The sequence below is a fragment of the Hydrogenophaga pseudoflava genome (assembly GCF_004353865.1).
Classification (GTDB): Bacteria; Pseudomonadota; Gammaproteobacteria; order Burkholderiales; family Burkholderiaceae_C; genus Hydrogenophaga; species Hydrogenophaga pseudoflava.
On record NZ_CP037867.1, the window covers coordinates 4493262 to 4509825 of the forward strand.

10 protein-coding genes are annotated in these 16564 nt (G+C 65.9%); all 10 read right to left on the minus strand.

Annotated elements, in window-relative coordinates; translation table 11 throughout:
* Positions 1 to 2: 2 nt before the first annotated feature.
* Complete coding sequence (locus HPF_RS21625) at positions 3 to 2321, minus strand: sensor histidine kinase (protein WP_079365072.1); 2319 nt, start codon at positions 2319 to 2321, stop codon at positions 3 to 5.
* Positions 2278 to 2907, minus strand: coding sequence for a DUF4390 domain-containing protein (locus HPF_RS21630; protein WP_243721642.1), 630 nt, complete (start codon positions 2905 to 2907; stop codon positions 2278 to 2280). The genes HPF_RS21625 and HPF_RS21630 overlap by 44 nt, the downstream gene beginning before the upstream one ends.
* A gap of 40 nt (positions 2908 to 2947) precedes the next feature.
* Positions 2948 to 4285, minus strand: a complete 1338-nt coding sequence (rsmB, locus tag HPF_RS21635; protein ID WP_133157796.1) for a 16S rRNA (cytosine(967)-C(5))-methyltransferase RsmB — start codon at positions 4283 to 4285, stop codon at positions 2948 to 2950.
* Between the two features lie 4 nt (positions 4286 to 4289).
* Positions 4290 to 5273 carry a M48 family metalloprotease gene (locus HPF_RS21640; RefSeq protein WP_133157797.1) on the minus strand — a complete coding sequence of 328 codons (984 nt, stop codon included), beginning with the start codon at positions 5271 to 5273 and terminating at the stop codon, positions 4290 to 4292.
* A 19-nt stretch (positions 5274 to 5292) separates the two neighbouring features.
* Complete coding sequence (locus tag HPF_RS21645; protein ID WP_079365074.1) at positions 5293 to 5886, minus strand: LemA family protein; 594 nt, start codon at positions 5884 to 5886, stop codon at positions 5293 to 5295.
* Positions 5887 to 6047: 161 nt separating this feature from the next.
* Positions 6048 to 10262 carry a DNA-directed RNA polymerase subunit beta' gene (rpoC, locus tag HPF_RS21650; RefSeq protein WP_066160524.1) on the minus strand — a complete coding sequence of 1405 codons (4215 nt, stop codon included), beginning with the start codon at positions 10260 to 10262 and terminating at the stop codon, positions 6048 to 6050.
* Between the two features lie 26 nt (positions 10263 to 10288).
* Entirely contained in the window at positions 10289 to 14413 is a 4125-nt protein-coding gene (gene rpoB / locus HPF_RS21655; RefSeq protein WP_133157798.1) for a DNA-directed RNA polymerase subunit beta, read from the minus strand.
* A 262-nt stretch (positions 14414 to 14675) separates the two neighbouring features.
* Positions 14676 to 15053 (minus strand): 50S ribosomal protein L7/L12, encoded by a 378-nt coding sequence (rplL, locus tag HPF_RS21660; protein WP_066160529.1) that lies wholly within the window; start codon positions 15051 to 15053, stop codon positions 14676 to 14678.
* A 42-nt stretch (positions 15054 to 15095) separates the two neighbouring features.
* Positions 15096 to 15620, minus strand: a complete 525-nt coding sequence (gene rplJ / locus HPF_RS21665) for a 50S ribosomal protein L10 (RefSeq protein WP_066160532.1) — start codon at positions 15618 to 15620, stop codon at positions 15096 to 15098.
* Positions 15621 to 15868: 248 nt separating this feature from the next.
* A complete protein-coding gene (gene rplA, locus HPF_RS21670) occupies positions 15869 to 16564 on the minus strand; it encodes a 50S ribosomal protein L1 (RefSeq protein WP_066160536.1) in 696 nt (231 codons plus the stop codon).

Below are 16564 nucleotides of genomic sequence, written 5' to 3' on the forward strand. Positions count from 1 at the left end.
TGTCAATTCGCAACTGCGAATGATAACGACACTTGCGCCCCCGTCACTTTGTTCTCCGTCATGCGGTTGCCAATGTCGACCCGGCCGCCGTGCTCCTCCATGATTTTCTTGACCACCGCCAACCCCAGTCCGGTGCCCTTGGACTTGGTGGTCACATAGGGCTCGAAGGCGCGCTTGAGGATGTGTTCGGCAAACCCGGGCCCCTGATCGATCACCGCCAGCCGAACCCAGGGTCCGCTGTCCGACCGGCGCGTGCGCAGCAGCACAAAGGCGTCCGTCTGACCGGCCATGGCGTCCTGCGCGTTCTGGACCAGGTTGTGCACGATCTGACGCACCTGCTGCGGGTCCGCCATCACGGGTGGCAGCTGCTCGGCCAGCTCGGTCCGCACCGGAATCGCCGCATGGTCGTAGAGAACCAGGATGTCCTTGATCAGGGCGTTGAGGTCGGTCGGCGCCAGGTGCGCCGCCGGCAGGCGCGCGTAGTCGCGGAACTCGTTGACCAGGCGCTTCATGGCGTCGACCTGGTCGACGATGGTGCGCACCGACTTGTTGAGGATGGCCTGTTCGGAGGGCTGCACCTTGCCTTCGAGCTTCATCGCCAGCCGCTCGGCCGAGAGCTGGATCGGCGTCAGCGGGTTCTTGATTTCGTGCGCCAGACGCCGTGCCACGTCGCCCCAGGCCTGTGCGCGCTGGGCCGACACCATCTCGGAGACGTCATCGAACACCAGCAGCCGCTCGTTGTTGGGCAGCAGCGCGCCGCGGGCGATCAGGGTGATGCTGCCTTCGACCGGCAGGCGGTCGTGCTCCCCGAGCTCGAACGACTGCTGCCAGTGACCACCGCCATGCGGCGTGTCGTCCGACAGGAAGCGCTCGAACTGCTGCATCACCCCCTGTCCGAAGGCTTCCAGCCCCGGCAGCTCGGTCAGCGGCTGGCCCAGGTGCAGGGCCAGCGGTGTGCGCAGGATGCGCGAGGCGCCGGGGTTGACGCTGCGCAGCCGCCCCTGCTCGTCCAGCACCGCCACGCCTGCGGTGAGGTTGTCCAGGATCGTCTGCAGGTTGTCGCGTGCCGCGTCCACCTGCTGCATGCTGCGCTGCACCGTCTCTCGTGCATCGGCCAGTTCCTGGGTCATGCGGGCAAAGGTGCGCGTGAGCCCGGCCAGTTCGTCGCGCGAGGCCATGGCCGCCTTGGGCGAGAGGTCGCCTTGCGCCACCTCGCGCATGCCCTCGGCCAGCACCAGCAGCGGCCGCACCATCTGGTTGCCCAGCACCACGGCCAGCAGCACGGCGCCGAACACGGACAGGAACAGCGCCAGGGTCAGGGTGCCGATGTACATCCGCCGCAGGCCTTCGCGACCCAGGGCACGCTCCTGGTATTCGCGGTTGGCCACCTGGACCGCCAGCGCGTCGGTGACCAGTGCCTCGGACAGCGGCACCACCACCTGCAGGTAGCGCGGTTCATCGTCCAAATCGAAGCCCGGTGCGCTGACCAGGGCCAGCACCTTGATGCGGGCCTGGCCGAGCGCCAGCCCCTCGATGTCGCTGTCTCCGGCGTCCCGTTCCTCCAGTCCTTCGACCTGCGCCACCACCCGCTTGGCGCGCACGGTGCGCAGCACCGCCAGCGGCGGCCGGTTGGGTGTGAAGTCGAAGCGGGATGCGCCCGCCGTGGCCAGCGCCTGCCCGGACGCGCTCCAGAGCACCATGTCGCTGGCCCCCAGCCGCGTGCGCAGGCGTTCCATGGCCAGCAGCGCCGACGAGCGGGGCTGGCGCGCCAGCTCCTCCGCCACCATGCGGGTTTTTTCGCCCAGGTCGGCGCTCATGGTGTCCAGGGTGGTGCGCCCGAGGTTCAGGCCGGCGGCCAGGGCCGACTCGACGCGCACGTCGAACCAGCTTTCGATGGAACGCGACACGAACTGGTAGGACACGGTGTAGATGAGCACCCCCGGCAGCACGCCCACCAGCCCGATGATGGCGGCCAGCTTGAGCAGCAGCCGGCTGCCGAAGCGCCCGAGCCGGAACCGCATGTAGAGACGCACGGCCAGCCACACGATGATCAGCGCCAGCAGCACCGCCACCGCCACGTTCACCATCGCCAGCCAGCCGAAGTTCTGTTCGTAGAAGGCGCGGTTGCGGGTGGCCAGCGTGAGCAGGAACATCAGCACCAGGCCCAGACCCGCCATGAACACCAGCGCCACCAGCAGCGCCCAGCGCCGCCGCCGGGAGGCCTTGGGGTCGAGCTTGGGGTCGTCCCGTTTCACCTGGTTCACCTCCACCGCGGGGTCAGCGGGTGTCTCCCGTGGCAGTTGCGGGCGCGCCCTCGCCATCGTTGCGGGTCGGCAGGTCGAAGCTGCGCTGCACCTCGATCAGCCACTCGGGCTGGTTGGCCATGCCAATCTGGAAGGGTCGCGGCAGCAGCGACAGGTCCAGCCGGAAGCGCCACTGGGCGCGGTAGTCCACCCCCTCCTCCAGGCGTCCGGGCTCCACGATGGTCCAGCCCGCCACCCGGCTGACGGAGGCCAGCGCCTCGTCCAGATCGTCGAAGTTCTGGTGCAGTGCGTACTGCAGCCCCGCGGCGTTCGGGGCGCCGTCGGTGGAAACACTGACGCGCCAGCGTCGGGTCAGCGGCTGGTAGGCCAGACGAACCGTGCGGGAGGCCGAACCCATGCGCTTGTCGGTCCAGTACCAGCGCTCCCGGACCACGTCGGCCTGCCAGACGAAATAGAGCGGCACGCCCTTGAGCAGGGCATCCTCCACCGGGGGCGAGGCTTCCAGATCCAGCCGCACCGACAGCTTGGCGCCATCGGCGCTGCGCTGGACCGTGCTCTGCAGCACCTCCGGTTCGCGGGCCATGGCCGGCGCCGCCAGCATCAGGCACCACAGCAGCACGCCGGCCAGCAGACAGGTCCACACCCGTCGCCACTGCCGGACTGTCGGTCCGGGCGTCACGGGATCAAGGCCTCGCCTTGTCCATGCGGGCGTAGAAAAATCCGTCGTATCCACCCGGATCATTGTCGTTGAACTCCCCGTTGGCGATGACAGTTCCGGGTCGCAAATGCCCTGGGGAAGGGAGCGCAAGGGCGTCGGTGTGGCGCTCAAGGAACGCATCGACCTGTTCCTGCCCCTCGGCACGAAAGACCGAACAGGTGCAATAGACCAGGCGCCCGCCTGGCTTGAGCAGCGGCCAGAGGGTGTCCAGCAGCCGGCGCTGGATCGCCACCAGCTGCCCGACATCGCCCGGGCGGCGCAGCCAGCGCACGTCCGGGTGGCGGCGCACGATGCCCGACGCGGTGCATGGCGCATCCAGCAGGATGGCATCGAAGGGGCGGCCGTCCCACCAGCCCGAGGGCTCCCCAGCGTCGGCGGCCCGCACCTCGGCCTGCAGGCCCAGCCGTTGCAGGTTCTGGTGGATGCGCTCGCAGCGGCGCGGATCGACGTCCAGCGCCAGCAGGTCCAGATCGGCGCGCTCCAGCAGATGGGCCGTCTTGCCACCCGGCGCCGCGCAGGCATCCAGCACCCGGTCACCCCGGCGCCAGTCGCGGCCCTCCAGCAGCAGGCCGGCCGCCAGCTGGGCCGCACCGTCCTGCACGGAACACAGCCCCTGGTCAAACCCGGGCAACCGTTCCACGGGTTGCGGCGAGGCCAGCAACAGCCCGTCCTCGCCGAGCGGCACCGCGCCGATGCCCTGTTCGGCCAGCTGCGCCGCGTACGCCTCGCGCGTCACGCGGCGGCGGTTCACGCGCAGCACCATGGGGCCGGGCTGGTTGCTCGCCGCCAGGATGGCCTCCCAGTGGGCGGGATGGTCGCGCCGCACGCGCTCGACCCACCAGGCCGGGTGGTTCCAGAGGGCAGACGGGTCCTGCCGGGCCTGCGCCAGCAGTGCCGACGATTCGCGCAGGTAGCGCCGCAGGCAGGCGTTGAGAAAGCCGGACTGCATGCGCGTGTCGCGCCCGCGCTTGGCGGCGTCGACCGCCTGGTCGACCAGGGTGTGGGGCGGGTAGGAGGCGCCCTGCCCGTCGCCGATCAGCAGGGCCAGCGCGGTGTGCAGCAGTGCCAGCGCCGCGGGGGCCGGCGGGCGCCGGGCCAGCAGCCGCGCCACGGCGCGGGCCGTGCCCAGGTGACGGAGCACCTGAAAGGTCAGGGACTGCACGCCGGGGCGCAGGCCCGACGGCACCTGGGGCAGGACCTCGGTCAGCGAGCGCCCCTGTTCGACCGCGAGCACGCAGCGCGCCACTTCGTGCAACTGGTCGCTCAGGCGGGGCACCTGGCGCGGAGAAAGAGCGTCGTTCAAAGGATCAGGCCTGGTTCAAGGGCAAAGGCGCCATGCGCCGTCCGTAAATGCGGCGCACACGTTCTTCGAGAGAGGGATGGGAGTCGAACCAGTGTGCCATGCGCCCCTCTTCGGTACCGACCAGCAGCATGTGCTGCACCATGGAGCCGATGCGACGCGACTGCACACCCTCGTTCTGCTGGCTCATCACCTTGCGCAGCACGCCGCCGATACCGTCGCGGCTGCGCGTCCATTGCACCGAGCGGGCATCGGCCAGGAACTCGCGCTGGCGCGAGACCGCGGCCTGCAACGCGTGGCCCGTCATCCAGCCCAGCCAGCCAGCGCCCATCAGCGCCAGCCCGAGCAGGGTCGCAAGGGTGCGGTGTTCGCGGATGTCGGGTTCGGCCAGGTCCTGGCCCATACGAAACAGCATCTCCAGCCCGAACACCATGCCCACCAGCCGCATGTTAAGGCGGGTGTCGCCCTCGCGAATGTGGCTGAATTCGTGCGCCACCAGCCCCTGCAGTTCCTCGCGGCTCAGGTGTTCCAGCGCGCCGCTGGTCACCGCCACCACCGCGTCTTCCTCGTCCCAGCCGGCGGCGAAGGCGTTGATGCCCTCGTCTCGCGCCAGCACCATCGCCACCGGTCGTTTCATGCCCGACGAGATCGCCATCTCGTCGACGATGTTGGCAAAGCGCTGCTCGGCGAAGTCGCTGGACTGCGCCAGCCGGGCGCCCATCTGTTCTGCCAGCACCCGGCCGCCACGCGACAGGCGGGACGTCTCCAGCCACCAGCCCCCCAGCACGAACAGCAGGGTCACGGCGGTGTTGACCTCGAAGAAATAGTGTGGATACCCCGCGCCGGGCACCCAGAAGCTCCAGGTGAGCCCCCAGGCGAGGGCCAGCGCGGCATTGACCAGCACGACCAGCAGCAGCACCGCTACACCAAAGGCCAGCAGCAGCCGCAGCGTGCGGACGCGCGCTTCTCGCTGCGATTCGAAGATCAGCACGGGCCGGGGACAGCGCCGTTCAGAAAGACACCTTGACCGGCTGGCGCTCGGCCTCGCTGGTGGTCGAGGCCAGCATGGACTGGGTCTGGAAGTTGAACAGGCGCGCGATGATCAAGGTCGGGAACTGCGCCGCCGCGTCGTTGAATTCCAGCACGTGGTCGTTGTAGGCCTGGCGCGCGAAGCCGATACGGTTCTCGGTGCTGGCCAGTTCCTCGCTGAGCTCGCGCATGGTCTGGTCGGCCTTGAGTTCCGGGTAGGCCTCGGCAACTGCCATCAGGCGCCCGAGCGCACCGCCGAGCACCTGCTCGGCCCCGGCCAGCGCGCCGATGGCGCCAGCGTTCAGCGGACTGGCCGCGGCCGACTGCTCGGCGCTGCGGGCCTGGTTGCGCGCCGCAATCACAGCCTCCAGCGTCTGCGCTTCGTGGGCCAGGTACTTGCGCGCAACCTCGACCAGGTTGGGAATCAGGTCGTAGCGGCGCTTGAGCTGCACGTCGATCTGACCAAAGGCGTTGGCGATCGCGTTCTTCAGACGGGTCAGGCGGTTGAAGGCTCCGACGGCCCAGAACACCACCAGCAGAGCGGCAGCCAGCAGGATCCATGACACAGGCGACATCTCGAACGCTCCTTCGTGAGGCGCCGGGACCGCCCCGGCGGGCGTGCGCAATATAGCCCAAGCCCCTGTCCACCCCGGTGTGGAGCGCCCATGAAAAACGCCCCCGGCCTGACGACCGGGGGCGTTGAAGGATCGGACGGCGGTTCCGTCCTGGTGCCGGCTTATTCCGACGCTTCGCCGGAACCGGCGGCTTCGGCCTGGTCCGCGGCCAGCGACAGCGCGTCGGCCTCGGCGATGGCGCGGCGCTCCTCGTCGTCCATCTTTTCCTTGACCTTGCGGGCTTCGTGATAGGCCATGCCGGTGCCCGCGGGGATCAGGCGGCCGACGATGACGTTTTCCTTCAGGCCGCGCAGCTCGTCCTTCTTGCCCATGATCGCGGCTTCGGTGAGCACGCGGGTCGTTTCCTGGAAGGACGCGGCCGAGATGAACGAGTCGGTCGACAGCGAGGCCTTGGTGATGCCCAGCAGCACGTTGGAGTAGGTCGCGGGGATCTTGCCTTCGGCGCGCAGGGCGTCGTTGGTGTTGAGGATCTCCGAACGCTCGACCTGCTCGCCGGCGATGTAGGACGAATCGCCCGGGTTCTCGACCACGACGCGGCGCAGCATCTGGCGAACGATCACCTCGATGTGCTTGTCGTTGATCTTCACACCCTGCAGACGGTAGACGTCCTGCACCTCGTCGACGATGTAGCGCGACAGCTCTTCAATGCCCAGCAGGCGCAGGATGTCCTGCGGATCGGCCGGACCGTCCACCACGCTCTCGCCCTTGTTGACCACCTGGCCTTCGTGCACCAGGATGTTCTTTTCCTTGGGGATGAGCTCGTCCCAGACCTTGCCTTCCGGATCGGTGATCTGCAGGCGGACCTTGCCCTTGGTTTCCTTGCCGAACGACACGGTACCGGTCATCTCGGCCAGCATGCCCTTGTCCTTCGGGCTGCGGGCCTCGAACAGCTCGGCCACCCGCGGCAGACCGCCGGTGATGTCGCGCGTCTTCTGGCCTTCGACCGGGATGCGCGCCAGCACGTGGCCTGGGCCGACGTCCTGACCGTCGCGCACTTCCAGCAGCGCGCCGATCTGGAAGCCCACCGTCACCGAGTGGTCGGTGCCGGGGATCTTCACTTCCTGGCCCTGGGCATCCAGCAGCTTGACCAGCGGGCGCACCACCTTGGCGGAGCCGCGGTGCTTCGGATCGATCACCACCAGCGAGGACAGACCGGTCACGTCGTTGACCTGCTTGGCCACCGTCAGACCTTCTTCCACGTTCTCGAACTTCACCGTACCGGCGAATTCCGTGATGATGGGTCGGGTCAGCGGGTCCCAGTTGGCGAGGATGGCGCCGGCCTTGATCTGCTGGTCGGCCTTGACCGACAGCGTGGCGCCGTAGGGCACCTTGTGGCGCTCGCGCTCACGACCGTGTTCGTCGTGGATGATGATTTCGCCGGAACGCGCAATCACCACCAGTTCACCCTTGGTGTTGGTCACGTAGCGCATCGTGGCGTTGAAGCCGATCACGCCCGAGGACTTGGCTTCCACGCTGGAGGCCACGGCCGCACGGGACGCGGCACCACCGATGTGGAAGGTGCGCATGGTCAGCTGCGTGCCGGGCTCACCGATGGACTGGGCAGCGATCACGCCGACCGCTTCGCCGATGTTCACCAGACCGCCACGACCCAGGTCGCGGCCATAGCACTTGGCGCAGATGCCGAAGCGGGTCTCGCAGGTCAGGGCCGTGCGGACCTTCACTTCGTCCACGCCAGCGGCCTCAAGGTCGTCGAGCATGTCTTCGTCCAGCAGCACGCCGGCGCCCAGCAACACCTTGCGGGTTTCGGGGTGGATCACTTCCTCGGCCGTGGTGCGGCCCAGGATGCGGTCGCGCAGCGACTCGATCACTTCACCGCCCTCGACGATGGCGCGCATCAGCGTGCCATTGGTCGTGCCGCAGTCTTCCTGGTTCACCACCAGGTCTTGCGTCACGTCCACCAGACGGCGTGTCAGGTAACCGGAGTTCGCAGTCTTCAGCGCCGTGTCGGCCAGACCCTTCCGGGCGCCGTGGGTGGAGATGAAGTACTGCAGCACGTTCAGACCTTCACGGAAGTTCGCCGTGATGGGGGTCTCGATGATGGAGCCGTCCGGCTTGGCCATCAGGCCGCGCATGCCTGCCAGCTGGCGGATCTGGGCCGCGGAACCGCGGGCGCCCGAGTCGGCCATCATGTAAATCGAGTTGAACGATTCCTGGTCGACTTCCTTGCCCGACGCGTCAATGGTCTTCTGCTTGGCCAGCTGGGCCATCATGACCTTGGAGATCTCGTCACCGGCCTTGCCCCAGATGTCCACCACCTTGTTGTAGCGCTCGCCGGCGGTCACCAGACCGGAGGCGTACTGCTGGGCGATTTCCTTCACCTCGGCTTCGGCGCGCTCGATCACGCCGGCCTTCTCCTTGGGCACCAGCATGTCGTCCACACAGATCGAGATGCCGGCGCGGGTGGCCAGGCGGAAACCGTTCTGCAGCAGCTTGTCGGCGAAGACCACGGTCTCCTTCAGACCGCACTTGCGGAAGGAGGCGTTGATCAGCTTGGAGATTTCCTTCTTCTTCAGCGCCTTGTTCAGCACCTCGAAGGCCAGGCCCTTGGGCAGGATTTCCGACAGCAGGGCACGGCCCACAGTCGTGTCCACCAGCTTGGTGGAGGGCACGAACTCGCCGGTTTCCTTGTTCTTGGTCCACTCGGTCAGACGCACGCTGATCTTGGCGGTGATCTCGACCACGCCGTTGTCCAGCGCACGCTGCAGCTCGGCCAGGTCGGCGAAGACCATGCCTTCGCCCTTGCCGTTGATGCGCTCGCGGGTCGCGTAGTACAGACCCAGCACCACGTCCTGCGAGGGCACGATGGAGGGTTCGCCGTTGGCGGGGAACAGCACGTTGTTGGAGGCCAGCATCAGCGTGCGGGCTTCCAGCTGGGCTTCCACCGACAGCGGCACGTGAACGGCCATCTGGTCACCGTCGAAGTCGGCGTTGAAGGCCGCGCAGACGAGCGGGTGCAGCTGGATGGCCTTGCCTTCGATCAGGATGGGCTCGAAAGCCTGGATGCCCAGGCGGTGCAGCGTGGGCGCACGGTTCAGCAGAACCGGGTGTTCCTTGATGACCTCTTCCAGGATGTCCCACACCACCGGCGTGCCGGATTCGACTTCCTTCTTCGCCGCCTTGATGGTGGTGGCGATGCCCATGGCTTCCAGGCGCGAGAAGATGAAGGGCTTGAACAGCTCAAGGGCCATCAGCTTGGGCAGACCGCACTGGTGCAGCTTCAGGGTCGGGCCCACGGTGATGACGGAACGGCCCGAGTAGTCGACGCGCTTGCCCAGCAAGTTCTGGCGGAAGCGGCCGCTCTTGCCCTTGATCATGTCGGCCAGCGACTTCAGGGCGCGCTTGTTGGCGCCCGTCATGGCCTTGCCACGGCGGCCGTTGTCCAGCAGCGAGTCCACGGCTTCCTGCAGCATCCGCTTTTCGTTGCGGGCGATGATTTCAGGAGCCTTGAGTTCCAGCAGGCGGCGCAGACGGCTGTTGCGGTTGATGACGCGGCGGTACAGGTCGTTCAGGTCGGAGGTCGCGAAGCGGCCGCCGTCCAGCGGCACCAGCGGACGCAGGTCCGGCGGCAGCACGGGCAGCACGTCCAGCACCATCCACTCGGGCTTGATGCCGGATTTCTTGAAGGCTTCCAGCACCTTCAGGCGCTTGGCGTTCTTCTTGATCTTCAGCTCGGAGCCGGTCAGGTCGTTGCGCAGCTTCTCGATCTCGATGTCGAGGTCGATGGCCTGCAGCAGTTCCTTGATGCCTTCGGCGCCCATCTTGGCGATGAACTCGTCGCCGTATTCCTTGCGCTTGGCGTCGTAGTCGTCCTCCGACATGATCGCGAACTTCTTCAGCGGGGTCATGCCCGGGTCGACGATCACATAGGCTTCGAAGTACAGCACGCGTTCGATGTCACGCAGCGTCATGTCCAGGATCAGGCCCAGACGCGAAGGCAGCGACTTCAGGAACCAGATGTGGGCGCAGGGCGCGGCCAGGTCGATGTGACCCATGCGCTCGCGGCGCACCTTGGTCTGCGTGACTTCAACGCCGCACTTCTCGCAGATCACGCCGCGGTGCTTGAGGCGCTTGTACTTGCCGCACAGGCACTCGTAGTCCTTGATGGGGCCGAAGATCTTGGCGCAGAACAGACCGTCGCGCTCGGGCTTGAACGTGCGGTAGTTGATGGTCTCGGGCTTCTTGACTTCACCGAAGGACCAGGAGCGGATTTTTTCCGGCGAGGCCAGACCGATGCGGATCGCATCGAAGTGTTCGTCGGGCGTGAACTGCTTGAACAGGTCGAGCAAGGATTTCATGAATTGCTTTCCTTTTCTTCAGTGAATCAGGAGCGGTCCAGCTCGATGTCGATACCGAGCGAGCGGATTTCCTTGACCAGCACGTTGAACGACTCGGGCATGCCCGCATCGATCGAGTGCTCGCCTTTGACGATGGACTCGTACACCTTGGTGCGGCCCTGCACGTCGTCGGACTTGACGGTGAGCATTTCCTGCAGGATGTACGAAGCACCGTAGGCCTCCAGCGCCCACACTTCCATCTCACCGAAACGCTGGCCACCGAACTGGGCCTTGCCGCCCAGCGGCTGCTGGGTGACCAGGGAGTACGGGCCGGTGGAACGGGCGTGCATCTTGTCGTCGACCAGGTGGTGCAGCTTGAGGTAGTGCATGTAGCCCACGGTGGTCTTGCGCTCGAAGGCTTCGCCGGTGCGACCGTCGTAGAGCTGCGCCTGGGTGCGGGTCTCGGTCAGGCCCTTGGCCTTGGCGACGTCGTCCGGATAGGCCAGCTTGAGCATGTCCATGATCTCCTGTTCGGACGCGCCGTCGAACACGGGCGAAGCGAACGGGACCCCGTTGGTCAGCTCCTGCGCCATCACGCGCAGCTCGTCGTCGGACAGCTCAGACAGGTCTTCCTTCCGGCCGGTGGCGTTGTAGATCTGCTCCAGGAACCCGCGCACTTCGGTCATCGCGGCTTCGCGCTGCAGCATGTCGCCGATGCGCTGGCCCAGGCCCTTGCCGGCCCATCCCAGGTGGACTTCGAGCACCTGACCGATGTTCATGCGCGAAGGCACGCCCAGCGGGTTCAGCACGATGTCGACCGGGGTACCGTCGGCCAGATGGGGCATGTCTTCCACCGGGGTGATCTTGGAAACCACACCCTTGTTGCCGTGGCGGCCGGCCATCTTGTCGCCAGGCTGCAGGAGGCGCTTGACGGCCAGATAGACCTTGACCATCTTGAGCACGCCTGCGGGCAGCTCGTCACCCTGGGTGAGCTTCTTGCGCTTCTCTTCGAAAGCCAGGTCGAAGCTGTGGCGGGTCTGCTCCATGGAGTTCTTGATCGACTCAAGCTGGGCGGCCACGTCGTCTTCCGCCGGGCGGATGTCGAACCAGTGGTACTTCTCGACCTCGTCCAAGTAGGCCTTGTCGATCTTCGTGCCCTTGGCCAGCTTCTTCGGACCGCCATTGGCCACCTTGCCCAGCAGCAGCTTTTCGATACGGTCGAAGGCGTCGGCCTCGACGATGCGCAGCTGGTCGTTCAGATCCAGACGGAAGCGCTTGAGCTCGTCGTCGATGATCTGCTGGGCGCGCTTGTCGCGCTGGATGCCTTCGCGGGTGAAGACCTGCACGTCGATCACGGTGCCCTGCGAGCCCTGGTCCACACGCAGCGAGGTGTCCTTCACGTCGGAGGCCTTCTCGCCGAAGATCGCGCGCAGCAGCTTCTCTTCCGGCGTCAGCGTGGTCTCGCCCTTGGGCGTGACCTTGCCCACCAGCACGTCGCCAGGCTGCACTTCGGCGCCCACGTAGATGATGCCGGAGTCGTCCAGGCGGTTGAGCTGCTGCTCGGCCAGGTTCGGGATGTCGCGGGTGATTTCTTCGGCGCCCAGCTTGGTGTCGCGCGCCATCACCACCAGTTCCTCGATGTGGATGCTGGTGTAGCGGTCGTCGGCCACCACGCGCTCGCTGATCAGGATCGAGTCCTCAAAGTTGTAGCCGTTCCAGGGCATGAAGGCGATCAGCATGTTCTGGCCGATCGAGATCTCGCCCAGGTCCGTCGACGCACCGTCGGCGATCACATCGCCCTTGGCCAGCTTGTCGCCGCGCTTGACGATGGGGCGCTGGTGGATGTTGGTGTTCTGGTTGGAACGCTGGTACTTGATCAGGTTGTAGATGTCCACACCCACTTCGCCAGCCACGGCCTCGGCGTCGTTGACCCGGATCACGATGCGGGTGGCGTCCACGTAGTCCACCACGCCGCCGCGGCGGGCGGTCACCACGGTGCCGGAGTCGATCGCGGCCACGCGCTCGATGCCGGTGCCGACCAGCGGCTTTTCCGGACGCAGTGTGGGCACGGCCTGACGCGACATGTTGGCGCCCATCAGTGCGCGGTTGGCGTCGTCGTGCTCCAGGAAGGGCACCAGCGAAGCGGCCACCGACACGATCTGCGCCGGCGACACGTCCATGTACTGGATGGTGTCGGCCGGGGTCAGGATGGATTCACCCTTCTCACGGGCAGAGATCAGGTCACCGGTCAGGCGACCTTCGGCGTCCAGCGTCGCGTTCGCTTGGGCGATGACGTACTTGCCTTCCTCGATGGCCGACAGGTAGTCGATCTGGTTCGTCACCTTGCCGTCCACCACGCGGCGGTACGGGGTCTCGATGAAGCCGTACTCGTTCAGGCGGGCGTACAGGGCCAGCGAGTTGATCAGGCCGATGTTCGGACCTTCCGGCGTTTCGATCGGGCAGACGCGGCCGTAGTGGGTCACGTGCACGTCGCGCACCTCGAAGCCGGCGCGTTCGCGGGTCAGACCGCCCGGGCCCAGGGCCGACACGCGGCGCTTGTGGGTGATCTCGGCCAGCGGGTTGGTCTGGTCCATGAACTGCGACAGCTGGGACGCGCCGAAGAACTCCTTCAGGGCCGCGGAAATCGGCTTGGAGTTGATCAGGTCGTGCGGCATCAGCGGCTCTTGCTCGGCCTGACCCAGACGCTCCTTCACGGCCTTCTCGATACGCGCCAGACCGGTGCGGTACTGGTTCTCGGCCAGTTCGCCGACGCAGCGCACGCGGCGGTTGCCCAGGTGGTCGATGTCGTCGACTTCACCGCGGCCATTGCGCAGGTCCACCAGGATCTTGACCACGGCAAGGATGTCGTCGTTGGACAGCACCATCGGCCCGGTGGCTTCGTCGCGGCCCACGCGGGCGTTGAACTTCATGCGGCCCACGCGCGAGAGGTCGTAGGTGTCCGGGTTGTAGAACAGGCGGTGGAACAGGGCCTGCACGGCGTCTTCGGTCGGCGGCTCGCCGGGGCGCATCATGCGGTAGATGGCCACGCGGGCAGCGAACTCGTCGACGGTTTCGTCGGTGCGCAGGGTCTGGCTGATGTAGGCGCCCTGGTCCAGTTCGTTGGTGTAGATGCAGGGCAGTTCCTGCACGCCGGCCGAGCGCAGCTTCTTCAGCAGGGCTTCGGTCAGCTCGTCGTTGGCCTTGGCGATGATCTCGCCGGTGTCCGGATCGACGATGTTCTTGGCCATCACGCGGCCGATCAGGAAATCTTCCGGCACGCTGATGTGCGTGGTGCCCGACTGCTCCAGCTCACGGGTGTGGCGCGCGGTGATGCGCTTGTCCTTGGCAACCACCACCTTGCCCGACTTGTCGGTGATGTCGAAACGGGCCACCTCGCCGCGCAGGCGCTCGGAAACGAAGGCCATCTGGGCGCCGCTGTCCATCAGGCGGAAGTGGTCGTTGACGAAGAAGTTCGCCAGGATGGTTTCCGGCGTCAGGCCGATGGCCTTGAGCAGGATGGTGACCGGCATCTTGCGGCGGCGGTCGACACGGAAGAACAGGATGTCCTTGGGGTCGAACTCGAAGTCCAGCCAGGAGCCGCGGTAGGGAATGATGCGGGCCGAGAACAGCAGCTTGCCCGAGCTGTGCGTCTTGCCCTTGTCGTGCTCAAAGAACACACCCGGCGAGCGGTGCAACTGCGACACGATGACACGCTCGGTGCCGTTGATGATGAAGGAGCCCTTGTCGGTCATCAGGGGCACTTCGCCCATGTAGACCTCTTGCTCTTTCACTTCCTTGACCACCTTGGACTGGGCGGTCGAGGACTCGCGGTCGTAGATGATCAGCTGCACGCGCGCGCGCACGGCGGAAGCGAAGGTCAGACCGCGGGTCTGGCACTCGCGCACGTCGAACGCTGGCTTGGCCAGGTTGTATTCGACGAACTTCATCTCGACAAAACCGTTGTGCGAGACGATGGGGAAGGCGGCTTCGAAGGCGGCCTGCAGGCCTTCAGCGGTGCGCTTCTTGGGCGCGGTGTCGGCCTGCAGGAACGCGGTGTAGGCGTCCTTCTGCATCTGCAGCAGGTAGGGAATCGCGAGCACATTCTCGCGGCTGCCAAAGCTCTTGCGGATGCGCTTGCGTTCGGTGTAGGAATATTTCGATGCGGATGCCATGAGATCTCCGGGCTTGAGGTCTGCGGCGACTGATCAGCCAAACCGTCGCTCTCAAGGCGGCGGGTGACGGGCTTGGCGGCAGGCCACTACCTGCCGTTGGCGGACGACCTGCGCGTTGCACGCAGGCCCGGACCAAGTGGTCTTCTGCAGTCGGGGTCAGAAGACACGGATAAGAAGACTCTGCGAATCTGCTTATCGGTGTTCTGAAAGCACCAAAGGCTGGAGGCCCTTTCGAGCACTCCAGCCCCTGACCAGAACCGAATTACTTGAGTTCGGCCTTGGCGCCGGCTTCCACCAGCTTCTTGACGGCGGCTTCGGCGTCGGCCTTGGCAACGCCTTCCTTGACGTTCTTCGGAGCGCCGTCGACCAGATCCTTGGCTTCCTTCAGACCCAGACCGGTGATTTCGCGCACGGCCTTGATGACGGACACCTTGTTGGCGCCGGCTTCGGTCAGCACGACGTTGAATTCGGTCTTCTCTTCAGCAGCTGCGGCAGCGGCACCGCCACCACCAGCGGCCGGAGCAGCCATGGCTGCGGCGGACACGCCGAACTTCTCTTCAATGGCCTTGACCAGGTCATTGAGTTCCATGACGGTCATGCTGTCCAGCGCCGTCAGAAATGCGTCTTTATCGAATGCCATTTTGATTTCCTAACAATTGGTTAAACGAACTCACTGCGCCGATCAGGCTGCAGCAGCTTCTTCTGCCGGAGCGGCAGCGCCTTCGCCTTTTTTGGCCGCCAGGGCACCCAGCACCACGGCGGTGCGGGAGATCGGCGACTTCAGCAAGCCACACAGCTGGGCCAGCAGCACTTCCTTCGAAGGAATGCTGGCGAGCTGCTTCACGCCGTTCTGATCCAGGACTTTGCCGCCGTAAACGCCACCGCGGATGACCAGCTTGTCGTTGGTCTTCGCGAACTCGGCCACCACCTTGGCGGCGGCCACAGCGTCTTCGGAGAAGCCGTAGATCAGCGGACCGGTCATCTGGTCGCCGGCCACTTCGAACGGGCTTCCGGCCACAGCGCGGCGCGCCAGCGTGTTCTTCAGAACACTCAGGCTGACACCGCTGCTGCGTGCCTTCACGCGCAGTTGGTCCATGGCAGCAACCGTGATGCCGCGGTATTCCGCCATCACGAGCGTTTGAGCTTTTGCGGCGAGGCTGGTCACTTCGGAAATGACCGCTTCTTTCTCACTGCGATTCAGACTCAAGGTCTACTCCTTCAATGTGCTTGGGGCTTGCGCCCGTCCACACGCTTCATTGCAGCGACCAACTGTTGAGGGAAACGGGTTCCATCTGCAGCGGGATCGCCATCTGCGCTGGCTTTCTCCGATTAAGTCTCCGGATCCGGGGAGCCATTGACACCAGCGGTCTTGGATGGCCCCACCTGCTGACCTTGCGGCCGGCGGGCGGGCCCACCACACCCGGTACGCCGAAGCGCCCCGGGAATCTCTTGCGATTACGCCGAGATGGACTGGGTGTCCACGCGGACGCCCACACCCATGGTCGACGACACCGCCACCTTACGCAGGTACACACCCTTGCTGGTGGCCGGCTTGGCCTTGTTCAGCGCGTCGATCAGGGCTGCCAGGTTGCCTTGCAGCTTGTCGGCGTCGAACGAGCGGCGGCCGATCGTGCCGTGCACGATGCCGGCCTTGTCCACGCGGAATTGCACCTGACCGGCCTTGGCGTTGCGCACAGCCTGGGCCACGTCGGGCGTCACTGTGCCAACCTTGGGGTTGGGCATCAGGCCACGGGGACCCAGCACTTGACCCAGGGTACCGACCACGCGCATCGCGTCGGGAGAGGCGATCACGACGTCGAAGTCCATCTTGCCGGACTTGACCTCTGCAGCCAGGTCGTCCATGCCGACGATGTCGGCGCCAGCGGCCTTGGCTTCTTCGGCTTTGGCCCCCTGGGCGAACACGGCCACGCGCTTGGTCTTGCCGGTGCCGTTGGGCATCACGACGGCACCGCGCACCACCTGGTCCGACTTCTTGGCGTCCACGCCGAGCTGGATGGCCACGTCGATGGATTCGTCGAACTTGGCGTTGGCGCACTCCTTGACAATCGCCAGAGCGTCGGTCAGGGCATACAGCTTGTTGCTGTCGACTTTGCCTTCAAAGGCTTTTTGCTTCTTGGTCAGCTTGGCCAT